At 62.8% G+C, this 13,977-nt stretch carries 14 protein-coding genes; 10 read left to right on the top strand and 4 right to left on the bottom strand.

Translation table 11 applies throughout. The features are described 5' to 3' along the window. The first annotated feature begins 4 nt into the window (after positions 1-4). The 6 genes from gatC to AC1RL5_RS06455 all read left to right on the top strand — a co-directional run bounded on the left by gatC (position 5) and on the right by AC1RL5_RS06455 (position 5,270). A complete protein-coding gene (gatC, locus tag AC1RL5_RS06480) occupies positions 5-292 on the top strand; it encodes an Asp-tRNA(Asn)/Glu-tRNA(Gln) amidotransferase subunit GatC (RefSeq protein ID WP_011059250.1) in 288 nt (95 codons plus the stop codon). A gap of 16 nt (positions 293-308) precedes the next feature. After that, on the top strand, positions 309-1,760 hold the full coding sequence (gene gatA / locus AC1RL5_RS06475; RefSeq protein WP_207239816.1) for an Asp-tRNA(Asn)/Glu-tRNA(Gln) amidotransferase subunit GatA: 1,452 nt from the start codon (positions 309-311) through the stop codon (positions 1,758-1,760). Between the two features lie 10 nt (positions 1,761-1,770). Next, the gene (gene gatB / locus AC1RL5_RS06470; protein ID WP_011059248.1) at positions 1,771-3,216 is read left to right on the top strand and encodes an Asp-tRNA(Asn)/Glu-tRNA(Gln) amidotransferase subunit GatB; all 1,446 of its coding nucleotides are present in this window, start codon (positions 1,771-1,773) and stop codon (positions 3,214-3,216) included. Between the two features lie 187 nt (positions 3,217-3,403). Next, on the top strand, positions 3,404-3,778 hold the full coding sequence (locus AC1RL5_RS06465; protein ID WP_011059247.1) for a septal ring lytic transglycosylase RlpA family protein: 375 nt from the start codon (positions 3,404-3,406) through the stop codon (positions 3,776-3,778). Between the two features lie 50 nt (positions 3,779-3,828). Continuing rightward, the gene (locus AC1RL5_RS06460) at positions 3,829-4,893 is read left to right on the top strand and encodes a calcium/sodium antiporter (RefSeq protein WP_026020272.1); all 1,065 of its coding nucleotides are present in this window, start codon (positions 3,829-3,831) and stop codon (positions 4,891-4,893) included. Beyond that, positions 4,890-5,270: a carboxymuconolactone decarboxylase family protein gene (locus AC1RL5_RS06455; protein ID WP_011059245.1), complete on the top strand. Its 381-nt coding sequence runs from the start codon at positions 4,890-4,892 to the stop codon at positions 5,268-5,270. The genes AC1RL5_RS06460 and AC1RL5_RS06455 overlap by 4 nt, the downstream gene beginning before the upstream one ends. Positions 5,271-5,324: 54 nt before the next feature. Here the strand turns inward: AC1RL5_RS06455 and AC1RL5_RS06450 are convergent, their stop codons facing one another. Beyond that, positions 5,325-6,266, bottom strand: a complete 942-nt coding sequence (locus tag AC1RL5_RS06450; RefSeq protein WP_011059244.1) for an AEC family transporter — start codon at positions 6,264-6,266, stop codon at positions 5,325-5,327. A gap of 259 nt (positions 6,267-6,525) precedes the next feature. Between AC1RL5_RS06450 and AC1RL5_RS06445 the strand changes: the two genes are divergently transcribed. Together AC1RL5_RS06445 and AC1RL5_RS06440 are read left to right on the top strand one after the other, a co-directional pair. Beyond that, positions 6,526-8,166 carry a phospholipase gene (locus AC1RL5_RS06445; RefSeq protein ID WP_103407056.1) on the top strand — a complete coding sequence of 547 codons (1,641 nt, stop codon included), beginning with the start codon at positions 6,526-6,528 and terminating at the stop codon, positions 8,164-8,166. 13 nt (positions 8,167-8,179) lie between these two features. Continuing rightward, a complete protein-coding gene (locus tag AC1RL5_RS06440) occupies positions 8,180-8,371 on the top strand; it encodes a hypothetical protein (protein ID WP_072451278.1) in 192 nt (63 codons plus the stop codon). A 96-nt stretch (positions 8,372-8,467) separates the two neighbouring features. Here the strand turns inward: AC1RL5_RS06440 and AC1RL5_RS06435 are convergent, their stop codons facing one another. The 3 genes from AC1RL5_RS06435 to AC1RL5_RS06425 all read right to left on the bottom strand — a co-directional run bounded on the left by AC1RL5_RS06435 (position 8,468) and on the right by AC1RL5_RS06425 (position 12,109). Continuing rightward, a complete protein-coding gene (locus tag AC1RL5_RS06435; RefSeq protein WP_053156367.1) occupies positions 8,468-10,195 on the bottom strand; it encodes an ABC transporter ATP-binding protein/permease in 1,728 nt (575 codons plus the stop codon). A gap of 98 nt (positions 10,196-10,293) precedes the next feature. Continuing rightward, positions 10,294-10,854 carry a response regulator transcription factor gene (locus tag AC1RL5_RS06430; RefSeq protein WP_011059240.1) on the bottom strand — a complete coding sequence of 187 codons (561 nt, stop codon included), beginning with the start codon at positions 10,852-10,854 and terminating at the stop codon, positions 10,294-10,296. Then, positions 10,847-12,109, bottom strand: coding sequence for an ATP-binding protein (locus AC1RL5_RS06425; protein ID WP_011059239.1), 1,263 nt, complete (start codon positions 12,107-12,109; stop codon positions 10,847-10,849). The genes AC1RL5_RS06430 and AC1RL5_RS06425 overlap by 8 nt, the downstream gene beginning before the upstream one ends. Positions 12,110-12,338: 229 nt before the next feature. Here AC1RL5_RS06425 and AC1RL5_RS06420 point away from each other — a divergent pair, with 229 nt between their 5' ends. Both AC1RL5_RS06420 and AC1RL5_RS06415 read left to right on the top strand, forming a co-directional pair. Further along, the gene (locus AC1RL5_RS06420) at positions 12,339-13,055 is read left to right on the top strand and encodes an SIMPL domain-containing protein (RefSeq protein WP_011059238.1); all 717 of its coding nucleotides are present in this window, start codon (positions 12,339-12,341) and stop codon (positions 13,053-13,055) included. 195 nt (positions 13,056-13,250) lie between these two features. Continuing rightward, positions 13,251-13,814, top strand: coding sequence for a helix-turn-helix domain-containing protein (locus AC1RL5_RS06415; protein ID WP_015634148.1), 564 nt, complete (start codon positions 13,251-13,253; stop codon positions 13,812-13,814). The last annotated feature ends 163 nt before the right edge of the window (positions 13,815-13,977 follow it).

The following is a 13,977-nucleotide window of genomic DNA, read 5'->3' as shown; positions in this document are numbered from 1 at the left end:
TCCCATGGCGCTTGAACGCTCCGACGTGGAAAAAATCGCTCATTTGGCCAGCATCAAGCTCAATGAAGGCGATCTTCCACACATCACCTCCGCCCTGAACAGCATTCTCGGGCTGGTGGATGAAATGCAGGCAGTCGATACCGACGGTATCGAGCCCCTGGCCCACCCCCTGGAAGCCAGCCAGCGCCTGCGCGCAGACGTTGTGACCGAGTCCAATCATCGCGAGGCCTATCAGTCCATCGCACCAGCGGTCGAAAGCGGCCTGTACCTGGTTCCGAAAGTCATCGACTAAAGGGAAAGAGCCTGCAATGCATCACATGACTCTGGCCGAGATTGCCCGCGGCCTCGCCGACAAGAAATTCTCTTCTGTAGAACTGACCCAGACCCTGCTGGCGCGCATCGCCCAGCTGGATCCGCAGATCAACAGCTTCATCAGCCTCACCCAGGACCTGGCACTGTCCCAGGCCAAGGCCGCGGACGAGCGTCGCGCCAATGGTGAGAGCGGTGCCCTGCTGGGCGCGCCAATCGCCCACAAGGATCTGTTCTGCACCCAGGGCATCCGCACCAGCTGCGGCTCGAAGATGCTCGACAACTTCAAGGCGCCCTACGACGCCACCGTGGTCGCCAAGCTGGCCGCTGCCGGGGCCGTGACCCTGGGCAAGACCAACATGGACGAATTCGCCATGGGCTCGGCCAACGAGTCGAGCTGGTACGGCGCGGTGAAAAACCCGTGGAACCTGGCGCACGTACCCGGCGGTTCGTCCGGTGGTTCCGCCGCCGCGGTCGCTGCGCGCCTGCTGCCAGCCGCCACGGCTACCGACACCGGCGGCTCGATCCGCCAGCCCGCCGCCTTCACCAACCTCACCGGCCTGAAGCCGACCTATGGTCGCGTTTCCCGTTGGGGCATGATCGCCTACGCTTCCAGCCTCGATCAGGGTGGCCCGCTGGCGCGCACCGCCGAAGACTGCGCGATCCTGCTGCAAGGCATGGCCGGCTTCGACCCGAACGACTCCACCAGCATCGATGAACCGGTGCCGGACTACAGCGCCGGCCTCAACAGCTCGCTGCAGGGGCTGCGCATCGGCGTGCCGAAGGAATACTTCAGCGCCGGCCTGGACCCGCGCATCGCCGAGCTGATCCACAACAGCATCAAGGAGCTGGAAAAGCTCGGTGCGGTGATCAAGGAAATCAGCCTGCCGAACATGCAGCACGCCATCCCCGCGTACTACGTGATCGCCCCGGCGGAAGCCTCTTCCAACCTGTCGCGGTTCGACGGCGTGCGCTTCGGCTACCGTTGCGAGAACCCGGAAAACCTGGAAGACCTGTACAAGCGCTCCCGCGGCGAAGGCTTCGGCAGCGAAGTGCAGCGCCGGATCATGGTCGGTGCCTACGCACTGTCCGCCGGCTACTACGATGCCTACTACCTCAAGGCGCAGAAAATCCGCCGCCTGGTGAAGAACGACTTCATGAGCGCGTTCAACGAAGTCGACATCATCCTCGGCCCGACCACGCCCAACCCGGCCTGGAAGCTCGGCGCCAAGAGCAGCGACCCGGTCGCTGCATACCTGGAAGACGTCTACACCATCACCGCCAACCTCGCGGGCCTGCCGGGCCTGTCGATGCCGGCCGGTTTCGTCGACGGCTTGCCGGTCGGCGTGCAACTGCTCGCTCCGTATTTCCAGGAAGGCCGCTTGCTCAACGTTGCGCACCAGTATCAGTTGAACACTGACTGGCACACCCGCACCCCAACCGGCTTCTGAGGAGACACACATGCAATGGGAAGTCGTGATCGGGCTGGAGATTCATACCCAGCTCACCACTCAATCGAAGATTTTCTCCGGTAGCTCCACCGCCTTCGGTGCCGAGCCCAACACCCAGGCCAGCCTGATCGACCTGGGCATGCCCGGCGTGCTGCCAGTGCTGAACCAGGAAGCGGTGCGCATGGCGGTGATGTTCGGCCTCGCGGTAGACGCCGAGATCGGCCAGCACAACGTGTTCGCCCGCAAGAACTACTTCTACCCCGACCTGCCCAAGGGCTACCAGATCAGCCAGATGGAACTGCCGATCGTCGGCAAGGGCCACCTGGACATCCCCCTGGAAGACGGCACCATGAAACGCGTCGGCATCACCCGCGCGCACCTGGAAGAAGACGCCGGCAAGAGCCTGCACGAAGAATTCAACGGCGCCACCGGCATCGACCTGAACCGTGCCGGCACGCCGCTGCTGGAAATCGTTTCCGAGCCTGACATGCGCAGCGCCAAGGAAGCCGTGGCCTACGTCAAGTCGATCCACGCCCTGGTGCGCTACCTGGGCATCTGCGACGGCAACATGGCCGAGGGCTCCCTGCGTTGCGACTGCAACGTCTCGATCCGCCCCAAGGGCCAGGTCGAGTTCGGCACCCGCTGCGAGATCAAGAACGTCAACTCGTTCCGCTTCATCGAGAAAGCCATCAACTCCGAGATCCGTCGCCAGATCGAGCTGATCGAGGACGGCGGCAAGGTGATCCAGCAGACCCGCCTGTACGACCCGAACAAGGACGAAACCCGTCCGATGCGCAGCAAGGAAGAAGCCAACGACTACCGTTACTTCCCCGACCCGGACCTGCTGCCCGTGGTCATCGAGGATTCCTTCCTCGATCAGGTACGTGCCACCCTGCCGGAACTGCCACCACAGAAACGCGAACGCTTCCAGGAGCAGTTCGGCCTGTCGGTCTACGACGCCAGCGTGCTGGCCACCAGCCGTGAGCAGGCGGACTACTTCGAGAAGGTCGCCAGCATCGCCGGTGACGCCAAGCTCGCCGCCAACTGGGTCATGGTCGAGCTGGGCAGCCTGCTGAACAAGCAGGGCCTGGAAATCGACGAAGCCCCGGTCTCGGCCGAACAACTGGGCGGCATGCTGTTGCGGATCAAGGACAACACCATCTCCGGCAAGATCGCCAAGACCGTGTTCGAAGCCATGGCCAATGGCGAGGGCAATGCCGACGAGATCATCGACAAGCGTGGCCTCAAGCAAGTCACCGACAGCGGCGCGATCTCTGCGGTGCTCGATGAGATGCTCGCAGCCAACGCCGAACAGGTCGAACAGTACCGTGCCGCCGATGAGGCCAAGCGCGGCAAGATGTTCGGCTTCTTCGTCGGCCAGGCGATGAAAGCATCCAAAGGCAAGGCCAACCCGCAACAGGTCAACGAGCTGCTGAAGAGCAAGCTCGAGGGCTGATCGGGGTTTAACCGCAAGCGGCCCCGGCCGCTTGCGCGTGACGTGGGAGCGTGCTCCCGCTCGGTCCGACAGCGACTGCAAACCGGCCGGCGCCGCTCCAGCAAGGAACATCGCCGTCGGCTTGCGGTCTGCCAGACAGACCAGCGGGAGTACGCTCCCTCGCCACATCAACCATCGGAGCTCCCGAATGAAGCGTCTGGTTGCCACTAGCGCCCTGCTCGCTCTGCTCACTGGCTGCGCCACCAGCCACGTCATCGACCCCCGGGGTTATGACGCAACCGGCACCGCCTCCTATTACGGCGCTCGGCACCACGGCAATCGCACTGCCAGTGGCGAGCCCTTCGACCAGAACGGCCTGACCGCCGCCCACCGCGAACTGCCATTCGGCACCCGGGTACAGGTCACCAACCTGGGCAACGACAAGAGCGTCGTGGTACGTATCAACGACCGAGGCCCGCACACCCGAGGCCGCCTGATCGACCTGTCCCGCGCCGCCGCCCAACAACTGGACATGCTGCGCAGCGGAACTGCCAAAGTCCGCGTCCAAGCCCTCAGCGACTGACCCCGGGAGCCCACGCCATTACCGCTTTTGCCGAACTGCCCCTGCTCAGCCTGATCCAGCTCATCAGCGGCCTGGTGATGCTGATCGCCGGCGCCGAACTGCTGGTGCGCGCGGCCATCCGCCTGGCTGCACGCCTGCACATGCGCCCACTGATCATCGGCCTGAGCATCGTCGCCTTCAGCAGCAGCGCGCCACAAATGGCCATCAGCCTGCAGGCGACCCTGGCCGACAACACCGACATTGCCGTGGGCAGCGTGATCGGCAGCAGCATTTTCAACATCCTGGTGACCCTCGGCCTGTCCGCGCTGATCATCCCGCTGCGGGTATCGCGGCAACTGGTGCGCCTGGACATCCCGCTGATGATCGGCGCCAGCCTGCTGGTGTTCGTGCTGGCCTACAACGAACAACTCAGCCCCAGCGACGGCCTGATCCTGCTGGCAGCCCTGGTGCTGTACCTGGGCCTGCTGTTGCGCCAGTCCCGCCATTCGCACCGCCCCCACTCACCCGCACCGGCCGGCCAGCGCAGTTGGGCACCGCGCATCAGCAGCCTGCTGATGGTCCTGCTCGGCCTCGGCCTGCTGGTCTTCGCCGGGCACTTGCTGCTGGGCGCCGCCGTCTCCGTGGCCGACGACCTGGGGCTTTCCGAGCGGGTCATGGGCCTGACCGTGATCGCCGTCAGCACCTCGCTGCCCCAACTCGCCACTTCGCTGCTGGCGGCCCTGCGCGGCCAGCGCGAGATTGCCGTGGGCAACATCATCGGCAGCAACCTGTTCAACCTGCTGGGAGTGCTGGGCTTCACCGCCCTGGTGGCACCGACACCTCTTTCGGTCTCGCCCAATGCCCTGGACTTCGACCTGCCGGTCATGCTCGGCGTGGCCGTGCTGTGCCTGCCGGTGTTCTATTCCGGATACCGCGTGACCCGGGCCGAAGGCCTGCTGTTTCTGGGCTTGTACCTGGCTTACGGGCTGCATGTGGTGTCCTTCACCACCGGCATGCCTCTGGCCGGCAAGCTGGAACACCTGATGCTGTTTTTCGTCCTGCCAGCGCTGGTGGCGTTCCTGCTGTTCAGTTCGCTGCGAGCCTGGCGCCGCCAACACAAGAAGGAAGCACCATGAGCGAGAACAAGAAAAGCGGGTTGCAGATGCGTCGCCAGGTCATGGGCGATGCGTTCGTCGATCGCGCCCTGGGCAACGCCACCGAATTCACCCAGCCCTTGCAGGACTTCGTCAACGAGCATGCCTGGGGCGGTGTATGGAACCGTGAGGGCCTGCCGCTCAAGACCCGCAGCCTGATCACCCTGGCGACCCTGACCGCACTCAAGTGCCCACAGGAACTCAAGGGCCACGTGCGCGGCGCACTGAACAACGGCTGCAGTGTCGAAGAGATTCGTGAAGCGCTGCTGCATTGCGCGGTGTATGCCGGAGTGCCGGCGGCCATCGATGCGTTTCGCGCGGCCCAGGAAGTGATAGACACCTATCAGCAACCGCAGTGAACCTGCTGCCGGCTCCTACGCAATAGCCGTGCAGGAGCCGGCTCGCGGCAAAGCCTAGATCCACCCACCCCACTGCAACAGGAAAATCCCGATATTGGTGGTCACCGCCGCCATCACCGTGGTGATGACGATGATCGCCGCCGCCAGTTCGTGGTTGCCATTGGCCGCCCGGGCCATGACAAAACTGGCCGCCGCGGTGGGGCTGCCAAAGTACAGGAACAGGATCCCCAACTCCGCCCCGCGAAACCCGCACAGCCAGGCCCCCAGGGTCGCCAGGGCCGGCAGGCTGACCATCTTCAGCAAACTGGAGCTCATCGCCAGCTCGCCGCTGTTGCGCAAGGCTGCCAGGGACAAGGTGCCGCCAATGCAGATCAGCGCCAGGGGCAGGGTCATCTGCGCCAGGTAGCGCCCCGAAGTTTCCAGCCAGTTGGGAATGCCGATCTGCCAGTAGGCGAACGGTGCGGCCACCAGCACACTGACAATCAGCGGGTTGCTGACAACGCTCTTGAAGATGCTCCAGGGATCGGACTTGATCACCGGGCTGTAGACCGCCAGGACGATGGTCGAGAGGGTGTTGTAGAACAGGATCACCAGGGCTGCGAGCACTGCGCCCAGGGAAATTCCGTAATCGCCGTACATGCTGGCTGCCAGGGCCAGGCCGATGATTGCGTTATTGCCGCGAAACGCGCCCTGGGTATAGATCCCGCGGTCGGCCTTGGGGCAACGCCAGATCGCCCAGCCCCAGGCCAGGCCAAAGCACGCCAGGGTGGCCAAGGAGAAATAGATCAGCACCCCGGGTTTCAACGATGAATGCAGGTCGGCATGGACAATACCGAGAAACAGCAGCGCCGGCATGGTGACGTTGAACACCAGGGCCGAGGCCGTATGAATGAAGTTGTCGTCGATCCATTCCACCCGCTTGAGCAACAGGCCGAGCAGCAACATGGCAAAGACCGGCGCCGTGATCGTCAGGGTTTCGAGAAAAATAGCCAGCATGGGCGGGTGGACCTTGAGCCTGTCGTTAGGGCGCTAATGATAATTCAATCCGCACGCTGGCGTCTGGAGCCTCGCTTCCATGGGATCTGCCTGCCCCACGCAGTACCCAGCCCGCGACTCCATTGCGGGGCGAAAGAAAAAATGCTGCAGCGGTGCATTCGCTTCTTGACGGGAAAACGTTTTCCTCTATGCTCGATTTAACTGTATATGCATACAGTTAAATAAGGAAATATCCCCATGACATATCAAGGAGCTAGAAATGTCAGGACTCTCTGCACAGAAGCAGCAACAGCCACAACACGCGGGCAAGATCGTCGCCGACCTGGACCGCCTGTTCAGTGAACCAGGCATCGCCATTTCCGGCGATGGCGACACCCTGGTACTGGTCGCCGATGGCCACCACACCATCAAGTACCACCGCCCGGAAGACCTGCCTCGTTCTGCACAAAAAGCCACCAAGGGCCAGCCACAGCTGCGTTTCGAGGGCGGCGAACACACAGCCATCGGCGACAGCACTCTGCTGCGCTTCGTCAAGGATGCACCGGCCATCCCGGCGTGGCAGGTCGAACTGCACCTGCCTAACGGCCTGGCGCTGACCTACGGCCAGGTGGTGGCCCTGGGGGGCGACTTCTATGGCATTCCCGAGCAGCCGATCTGCGAAGGCGCAACCCCCAGTGATCGAGTGCAGCGCTTTATCGCGGCGTTCAACTCCCTTGCGGTACTGCCGGCCGCGAAAGACGAAGCCCGGCAGATCCTTGCAGTGATGCAAAAGGAAATCGTCGCCGCCAACCAGGCGATCCGCGACGGCAAGCAGCCCCATGAAGCCTATGACGCCCTGGGCGACACCCTGTCCGAGGAGTGGAACAAGATTACCGGCGGCGGCAGCGTGGTATCCGCCCTGTTCCCCCTGGGGCGCTACCTGAAGCTGGCGGCCAACAACGCCGATCACTTCGGCGAGTGGGCCCTGGCTGCCTACACCGCAGGGCATACCGCTGCGCTGCAGCAAGCGGTACTGGCGGGCAAGAGCGCGGACGACAAGCAGCTGGAACTGGCTTACGCAATGAACGCCTTCGCCGACCATTTCCTCACCGATCTGTTTTCCTCCGGCCACGTACGGGTGCCGCGCAAACAGGTGGCGGCAGTCGTCACCCCCAGCGACCTGGGTTCGCTGATTACCCGCTTCATGCATGACGAGGACAGCAAGTTCGGCCTGAATGTCAGCAATGCCCAGGGCGATCGCTGGCACGCGTATGGCGACAAGCGCTACTTCGACAGCGTCGACCATCGCAATCGCCAGCAGGTGAAGATGGCAGTGCAGAGTTCGGCAGACGAAATCTTCGCCAGCTACCTCAGCGGCAACCTCCCCGCACCCGCCAGCTACGCAGCCCTGAAAACCCTGCCGGACCTGAATGCCGCGAAAACCGGCAACTTCTCGCCACTGTTCGTGATGAGTGGCGACAAGGTCCTGCGCCGCAGCGACGTCAACAACCTCAATGACAGCAAGACCATCGACAACTGGTGGGGCTGGAGCACCTACCTGCTGCTGCAGAACTACAGCCCGAACAAGCCGGCCGGCTACCTGGAAACCCCCAGCGCGGTTCCGGTGATCCTCGCCGATGGCTGGCAGAGCCACAGCCCCAGCGAACCCAACTGGCTGCCAGGCCACGCGGTGCGCTACGCCCTCAGCGAAACCAACGGGTTGAACGAGTCCTACATCGGCCCCTGGTCGGCCTATGTGGAACTGAGCGACAGCTTCCAGCCTACCCTGAGCATTCCGGCCGGTACCAGCAACAGCAGCGCCACCGGGCGCAATGTGTTCCGCCAGTTCCGTGGGGGCTCACCGGAGCTGGTCGGCTCCATCGACAAGAACGCCAGCCACTTCATCGACAGCAACGCCTGATAAGGAGATCACCATGGCTATCAACCTGAAACTGCAACTGGCCTCCGGCCAGTCTCTCAAGGATGCTCCACTGGAGCTGCTGCTCAACGGCGCCCCGATCGCCCGAGCCAGCGTGGATGAACACGGCAATGTGGCCTTCAACGCGAAGCCGGGCGGCGGCCAGTTGGCCGTACGTGTGGACCGTTCGATCCTGCACCAGGGCTGATCGCGGCCTGTAGGAACGGCTCGCTCGCGAAACGGCCCAGCACCCTTGCACCAGCGGTGCATGGCGCTGGGCTTGAGGCTAGCGCTCGGCCCTCCGTCAGGCCGTGAGAGTCTGCTCTTGCAGATGCCCCTGCTCGATACGAACGAGCCGTGGATGGAAGCGCTTGAGGCTGCTGCGATGGCCGACGCTGACAATGCTCAGGCCCGGCAACTGATCGATCAGCGCCTGATACAAGGTGGCTTCGTCCTCTTCGTCCATGGCCGAGGTGGCCTCATCCATGTACAGCCACTGCGGTGCATAGAGCAAGGCCCGGGCAAAGGCCAGGCGTTGTTGCTCGCCCGGCGACAACATGCGCTGCCAGTGATTGCTCTCGTCCAGGCGCGCCACCAGATGGGGCAAGCGGCAGGTTTCCAGGACCTGTGCATAACGCTCCTGGGGATAGCTGTCGCCAGACTGTGGATAACTCAAGGCTTCGCGCAGGCTGCCAATGGGCAGATAGGGCTTTTGCGGCAGGAACAGGTAACGCTGGTTCGGCAGCAGGATGCTCCCGTGCCCGGCCGGCCACAACCGGCCCATGGCCCGCAGCAAGGTACTCTTGCCGCTGCCGGAACGGCCGCTGAGCATGAGCCGCTCACCTGGGTTCACGGTCATTTCGGCGCCGGCCAGCAGATGCCGGCCATCGGCCAGGTCCAGGCCCAGGTCACGTACGCACAATTGTTCGCCCTGATGCTGCACGTCGATAGCCGGGGGCCGTTCTTCGTTATCACTCATGGCCTGGCGGAAACTCAGCAGACGATCACAGGTGGCGCGCCAGGCCGCCAGGTCCGAATACGCACTGATGAACCAGCTGAAGTTCTCCTGAACGTTCCCGAATGCCGAGTTGATCTGCATCAGCTCACCCAGCTCGATCTTGCCGGAAAAGTACCGCGGGGCTGCCACGATAAAGGGGAAAATGATCGCAATCTGGCCATACCCGGCGGTGAAGAAGGTCAGGCGCTTGGAGACCTTCATGATGTCCCAGAAGTTGTGCCAGACCTTGCCGAAACGGCTGCTCAGACGCTGGTTCTCGTTCTTCTCGCCGTCATACAGGGCAATGCTCTCGGCATTCTCCCGTACCCGCACCATGGAAAAACGCAGGTCGGCTTCGAAGCGCTGTTGCTGGTTGTTGAGGCCGATCAGGCGGCGCCCGATCAAGTGGGTCAGCCAGCTGCCGACAGCGGCGTAGACCAGCGCGCACCAGAACATGTAGCCGGGAATGGTGTAGCCGAACACCTCGATACTGCCGGACACCCCCCACAGGATGATCGAGAAGGACACCAGGCTGACAATGTTGCGGATCAGCCCCAGGCCCAGGGACAGCGTATTGCTGGTAAAGCTGTTGAGGTCTTCGGAAATCCGCTGGTCCGGGTTGTCGGTGTAGCCGCCCTGCTCCAACTGGTAGTAGTTCTTGTGGCCCAGCCAGCGGGCAAAGTGCTTCTCGGTGAGCCAGGCCCGCCAGCGGATGGTCAGCATCTGGGTCAGGTACAGACGGTACACCGCCCCCAGGATCGCCACCGCGGCAATCCCGCAGAAATACAGGATCAGGTGCCAGAACGCCGCTTCGTCCTTTTTCTGCAAGGCGTTGTAGAAGTCCTTGTACCAGCTGTTGATCCATACCGAGATGGCCACGCTGAACAGCGACAGGCCGATCACCGCAACCAGCAACAGCCAGGCCTTGCCCTTTTCCTCACTGCGCCAGTAAGGCGTGATCATGGCCCAGACCCGGCGAAAGAATTGCCCGCGCACGGCATCGTTGACCGCGGAGTATTCAGCGTTCTGATTCATCGTTGAGGCTCGATAGGAAGAGGGGCAAGCGTTGAGCCGATCATAGTAGATCGGCTCGCTTTTTCACGACGCCCAGCGGACATTCGTTCAGTCGCGGTTCAGCGACGCACGGGACGCTTCTGCAATTTGCGCTGCAAGGTACGGCGGTGCATGCCCAGGGCCCGGGCAGTGGCGGAGATGTTGCCTTCGTGTTCGGTCAACACACGCTGGATGTGTTCCCACTGCAAGCGATCCACCGACATCGGGTTTTCCGGCACCAGGGTGTCGAGATCGGCGTGTTCGGAGAGCAGCGCGGCCAGTACATCGTCGGCATCCGCCGGCTTGCACAGGTAGTTGCAGGCGCCACGCTTGATCGCTTCCACCGCGGTGGCGATGCTCGAATAGCCGGTGAGAATCAGCACCCGCATCTCCGGGTCCAGCTCCAGCAGCTTGGGCAACAGCACCAGCCCGGAGTCGCCATCCATCTTCAAGTCCAGCGCGGCGTAGTCCGGCAGGTCCTGCTGGGCAATGACCAGGCCCTCCTCGGCGGAACCGGCGGTGCTCACGCGAAAACCGCGGCGGCTCATGGCGCGGGCCATCACGCGGGTAAAGGTGGCGTCATCATCCACCAGCAACAGGTGCGGCAGTTCCTCGCCTTCGACTTGGATCTCTTCACTCATGGTCGTCTCCTCGGGCGGCACGGGGCAGGCGCAGCTCGGTGAGCGTTCCGCCTTCCTCATGACTGTAGAGTTTCACTGAGCCTCCAGCGCGGGTCACGCTGGCCTTGCTCAAAAACAGGCCCAGGCCGAAGCCTTTGCCCTTGGTGGTAAAAAACGGTTTGCCGATCTGTTCGGCGATGGCCAAGGGTACTCCGGCACCGTGGTCACGAATACTGATGGTGAGGTTTTCCGCGTCCCAGTCCAGGCGTACTTCCAGGCCTTCGGGGCAGGCATCGGCGGCATTGTTCAGCAGGTTGAGCAAGGCCTGGGTCAGGTCCGGCGGCGGCGCCAGGCGCGGCACCGGCCCCTCGCCCAACAGATGGAAACGGTAGCTGGCTTCCGGGCGCATCAGGTGCCAACGGTTCAAGGCTTCGTCCAGCCACTGGGTGACTTCCTGCATGTCCACCGCCAGGCGGCGATTGGCCTCGGCCGCGCGCACCAGTTGCTGCAGGGTTTCCTTGCACAGCTTGACCTGGTCCTGGAGCACGCCGAGGTCATCCTGCAGCAGCGGGTCGGGATGGTCCTGGCGCATTTCCTTGAGCAGCACGCTCATGGTCGCCAGGGGCGTGCCCAATTCGTGGGCGGCGCCGGCGGCCTGGGTCGCCACTGCCAGCAATTGCTGGTCGCGCAGCCCCTCTTCGCGCCGGATCGCCCGCAGTTCTTCCTGGCGGCGCAGCTCTTCCGCCATGCGTGCAGCGAAGAAGGTGATCACCGCCGCAGCCAGGGCAAAGCTCAGCCACATGCCGTAGACCTGCAGGTTCTCCCGGGCGATGGGGAAGGTCTGCAACGGGTAGAAACGCGCCAGCAACAGGGTATAGAGCGTCAGGGCGATACCCGACAGGACCACCGAGTAGCGCCACGGCAAGGTCACCGCGGCGATGGTCAGGGGCACCAGGTAATAGGAGACGAAGGGGTTGGTGGAACCACCGGAGAAGTACAGCAGGACACTATGGATAAACAGGTCACAGGCCAGTTGCAGGGCGTACTCCAGCTCCGTCACCGGCCACGAGGTGCGCAGGCGGATCGCGGTGAAAGCACACAACACCATGGAAAACATCAGGGTCACGCCCAGTTGCAACCAGGGCAGCGGCAGCAGGTCCAGCCAGTAGGCGAGCCCCACCGAACCGGCCTGAGCGGCCAGCACCAGGGTACGGATAAAGGTCAGGCGCCAGAGGTTCTGACGGGTTGCGGACAGCAATTTTACGGGGGCGAGCATGAGCTCTCCTGATGAGCGCTCCAGGGCAATCGCCGGGAGTATAACCACGCAGCCCCCGGCACAGGCAAAACTGCGGCAAAGCGCCACACTGGCTTGAGCGGCCGCGGACGATCCATGGCGATCATGTGTATCAAAGTTGTAATTGGCCGCAACGAGGAATAAAAACCACAGTCTGAAGGTTTCACCCAGGCTCTGACCTTATCCTGCGGACCGCACTCAAGGAGTTTTCATGCAGCATTTCAGTCGCAGCGTCGCCCTTCTCGCTCTCAGCGCCGGCACCCTCACCAGCCTGCCCGCCCTGGCCGCCGATGAACTGCACTACAACCAGATTTCCCTGCGCGCCGAAGTCAGCCAGGAAGTGGCTCGGGATCTGATGATCGTGACCCTCTACAGCGAATCGCAGAACACCGACCCGGCCAAGCTCGCCGCAGAAATCACCACCACCATGAACAAGGCCCTGGACCAGGCGCGCCAGGTCAAGGACGTGACCCTGCGCCAGGGCAGCCGCAACAGCTACCCGATCTACGACGGCAAGGGCCAGAAGATCACAGGCTGGCGTGAGCGCGCCGAACTGCGCCTGGAAAGCTCCGACTTCGCCGCGCTGTCCAAGCTCACCGGTGAACTGCTGGGCGACCTGAAGATGGGTGGCATGGACTTCGCCATCGCCGACCCGACCCGCAAGGCCAGCGAAGACGCGTTGCTCAAGGATGCGGTCAAGGCCTTCAAGGCTCGTGCGCAACTGGCCACCGAGGCTCTGGGCGGCAAGGGCTACAAGATCGTCAACCTGAACCTCAACAGCAATGGTTATCCACAGCCTTACATGCGCGCGCCGATGATGATGAAGGCCGCCAGCATGGATTCGGCCCCAGTGACACCAGAAGTCGAGGCCGGCACCAGCCAGGTCAGCATGACCGCCGACGGCGCCATCGAAGTGCTGATGCCCTGACCTTTTCCCTGCGTCTTCCAACGGCGATAACCTTCGGCATCAAGGTTATCGCCGTTTTTCGTTACCGGCTATTTCAACCCGGACCCGGGGGAACCCGGCTCTGTGGTGTTAGAGTTATACCCCCCGGTACGCAGCGGCTCAGATGTTGCTGACGTCCGCCGGGTATACTGCTTCTTTCCTATAAGAGTCTCTTCAATGACCGCAGATCGCATCGGCGAACGCCTGCGTCGCTATCGCCGCGCCGCCAAGAAAACCCTGCGCCAGATCGCCAGCGAATCCGGTCTGACCGCCAGCTTCCTCTCCCAGGCAGAGCGTAATCTCACGGGTGTATCGATCTCTTCCCTGGTCAATATCGCCAAGTCTCTGAACGTTCCGCTGAACGCCCTGTTCGACCAGCCGATCCAGGCGCAACCCGACTCCCACGACGGCAAGCGGGTGCGCTACACCATCGAAGGCCAGCCACTGGCCTACGAGCGCCTGTCCAGCTCCTTTCCCGGAAACCTGATCAACGCGGTCAAGATGAACATACCGGTGGGCTACCAGTCCGAGCTGATTTCCCATGACGGCTCGGAGTTCTCCTACGTGCTTTCAGGACAGATCGTCTACACCATCGAGGGCAGTCAATATCCCCTGAGTGCCGGTGACTCGGTGCACTTCGACGCCACCAAGACTCATTGCCTGGCCAACGTCGGCAATGGCCCGGCAGAAGTCCTGACCGTCACCACCATGGGCCTGTTCGACGACCATTCCGCGGCCTGAGCCCAGCGTACGGCCGTCAGTCGAACCCCTGGGACAAACCTGTGCACAAGGAGAAATGTTAGTCACGCTTAATTTTCGTTGACCACGATTTCAGCATGACTTAATTTCGGCATCGGCGAATCGACTATCAACAACACAACAAAGCGATCGCCGTCGCTGCACA

This window comes from Pseudomonas sp. GW822-FHT06D10, assembly GCF_058799535.1.
Note: the sequence above shows the minus strand (reverse complement) of the source record. Positions and strands in the feature narration are given on the sequence as shown.

Excerpts from the sequence above, each read along its gene's own strand:
- gatC (WP_011059250.1), top strand. The coding sequence starts at position 5 with ATGGCGCTTGAACGCTCCGACGTGGAAAAAATCGCTCATTTGGCCAGC.
- gatA (WP_207239816.1), top strand. The coding sequence starts at position 309 with ATGCATCACATGACTCTGGCCGAGATTGCCCGCGGCCTCGCCGACAAG.
- gatB (WP_011059248.1), top strand. The coding sequence starts at position 1,771 with ATGCAATGGGAAGTCGTGATCGGGCTGGAGATTCATACCCAGCTCACC.
- AC1RL5_RS06465 (WP_011059247.1), top strand. The coding sequence starts at position 3,404 with ATGAAGCGTCTGGTTGCCACTAGCGCCCTGCTCGCTCTGCTCACTGGC.
- AC1RL5_RS06455 (WP_011059245.1), top strand. The coding sequence starts at position 4,890 with ATGAGCGAGAACAAGAAAAGCGGGTTGCAGATGCGTCGCCAGGTCATG.
- AC1RL5_RS06450 (WP_011059244.1), bottom strand. The coding sequence starts at position 6,266 with ATGCTGGCTATTTTTCTCGAAACCCTGACGATCACGGCGCCGGTCTTT.
- AC1RL5_RS06445 (WP_103407056.1), top strand. The coding sequence starts at position 6,526 with ATGTCAGGACTCTCTGCACAGAAGCAGCAACAGCCACAACACGCGGGC.
- AC1RL5_RS06440 (WP_072451278.1), top strand. The coding sequence starts at position 8,180 with ATGGCTATCAACCTGAAACTGCAACTGGCCTCCGGCCAGTCTCTCAAG.
- AC1RL5_RS06435 (WP_053156367.1), bottom strand. The coding sequence starts at position 10,195 with ATGAATCAGAACGCTGAATACTCCGCGGTCAACGATGCCGTGCGCGGG.
- AC1RL5_RS06430 (WP_011059240.1), bottom strand. The coding sequence starts at position 10,854 with ATGAGTGAAGAGATCCAAGTCGAAGGCGAGGAACTGCCGCACCTGTTG.
- AC1RL5_RS06425 (WP_011059239.1), bottom strand. The coding sequence starts at position 12,109 with ATGCTCGCCCCCGTAAAATTGCTGTCCGCAACCCGTCAGAACCTCTGG.
- AC1RL5_RS06420 (WP_011059238.1), top strand. The coding sequence starts at position 12,339 with ATGCAGCATTTCAGTCGCAGCGTCGCCCTTCTCGCTCTCAGCGCCGGC.
- AC1RL5_RS06415 (WP_015634148.1), top strand. The coding sequence starts at position 13,251 with ATGACCGCAGATCGCATCGGCGAACGCCTGCGTCGCTATCGCCGCGCC.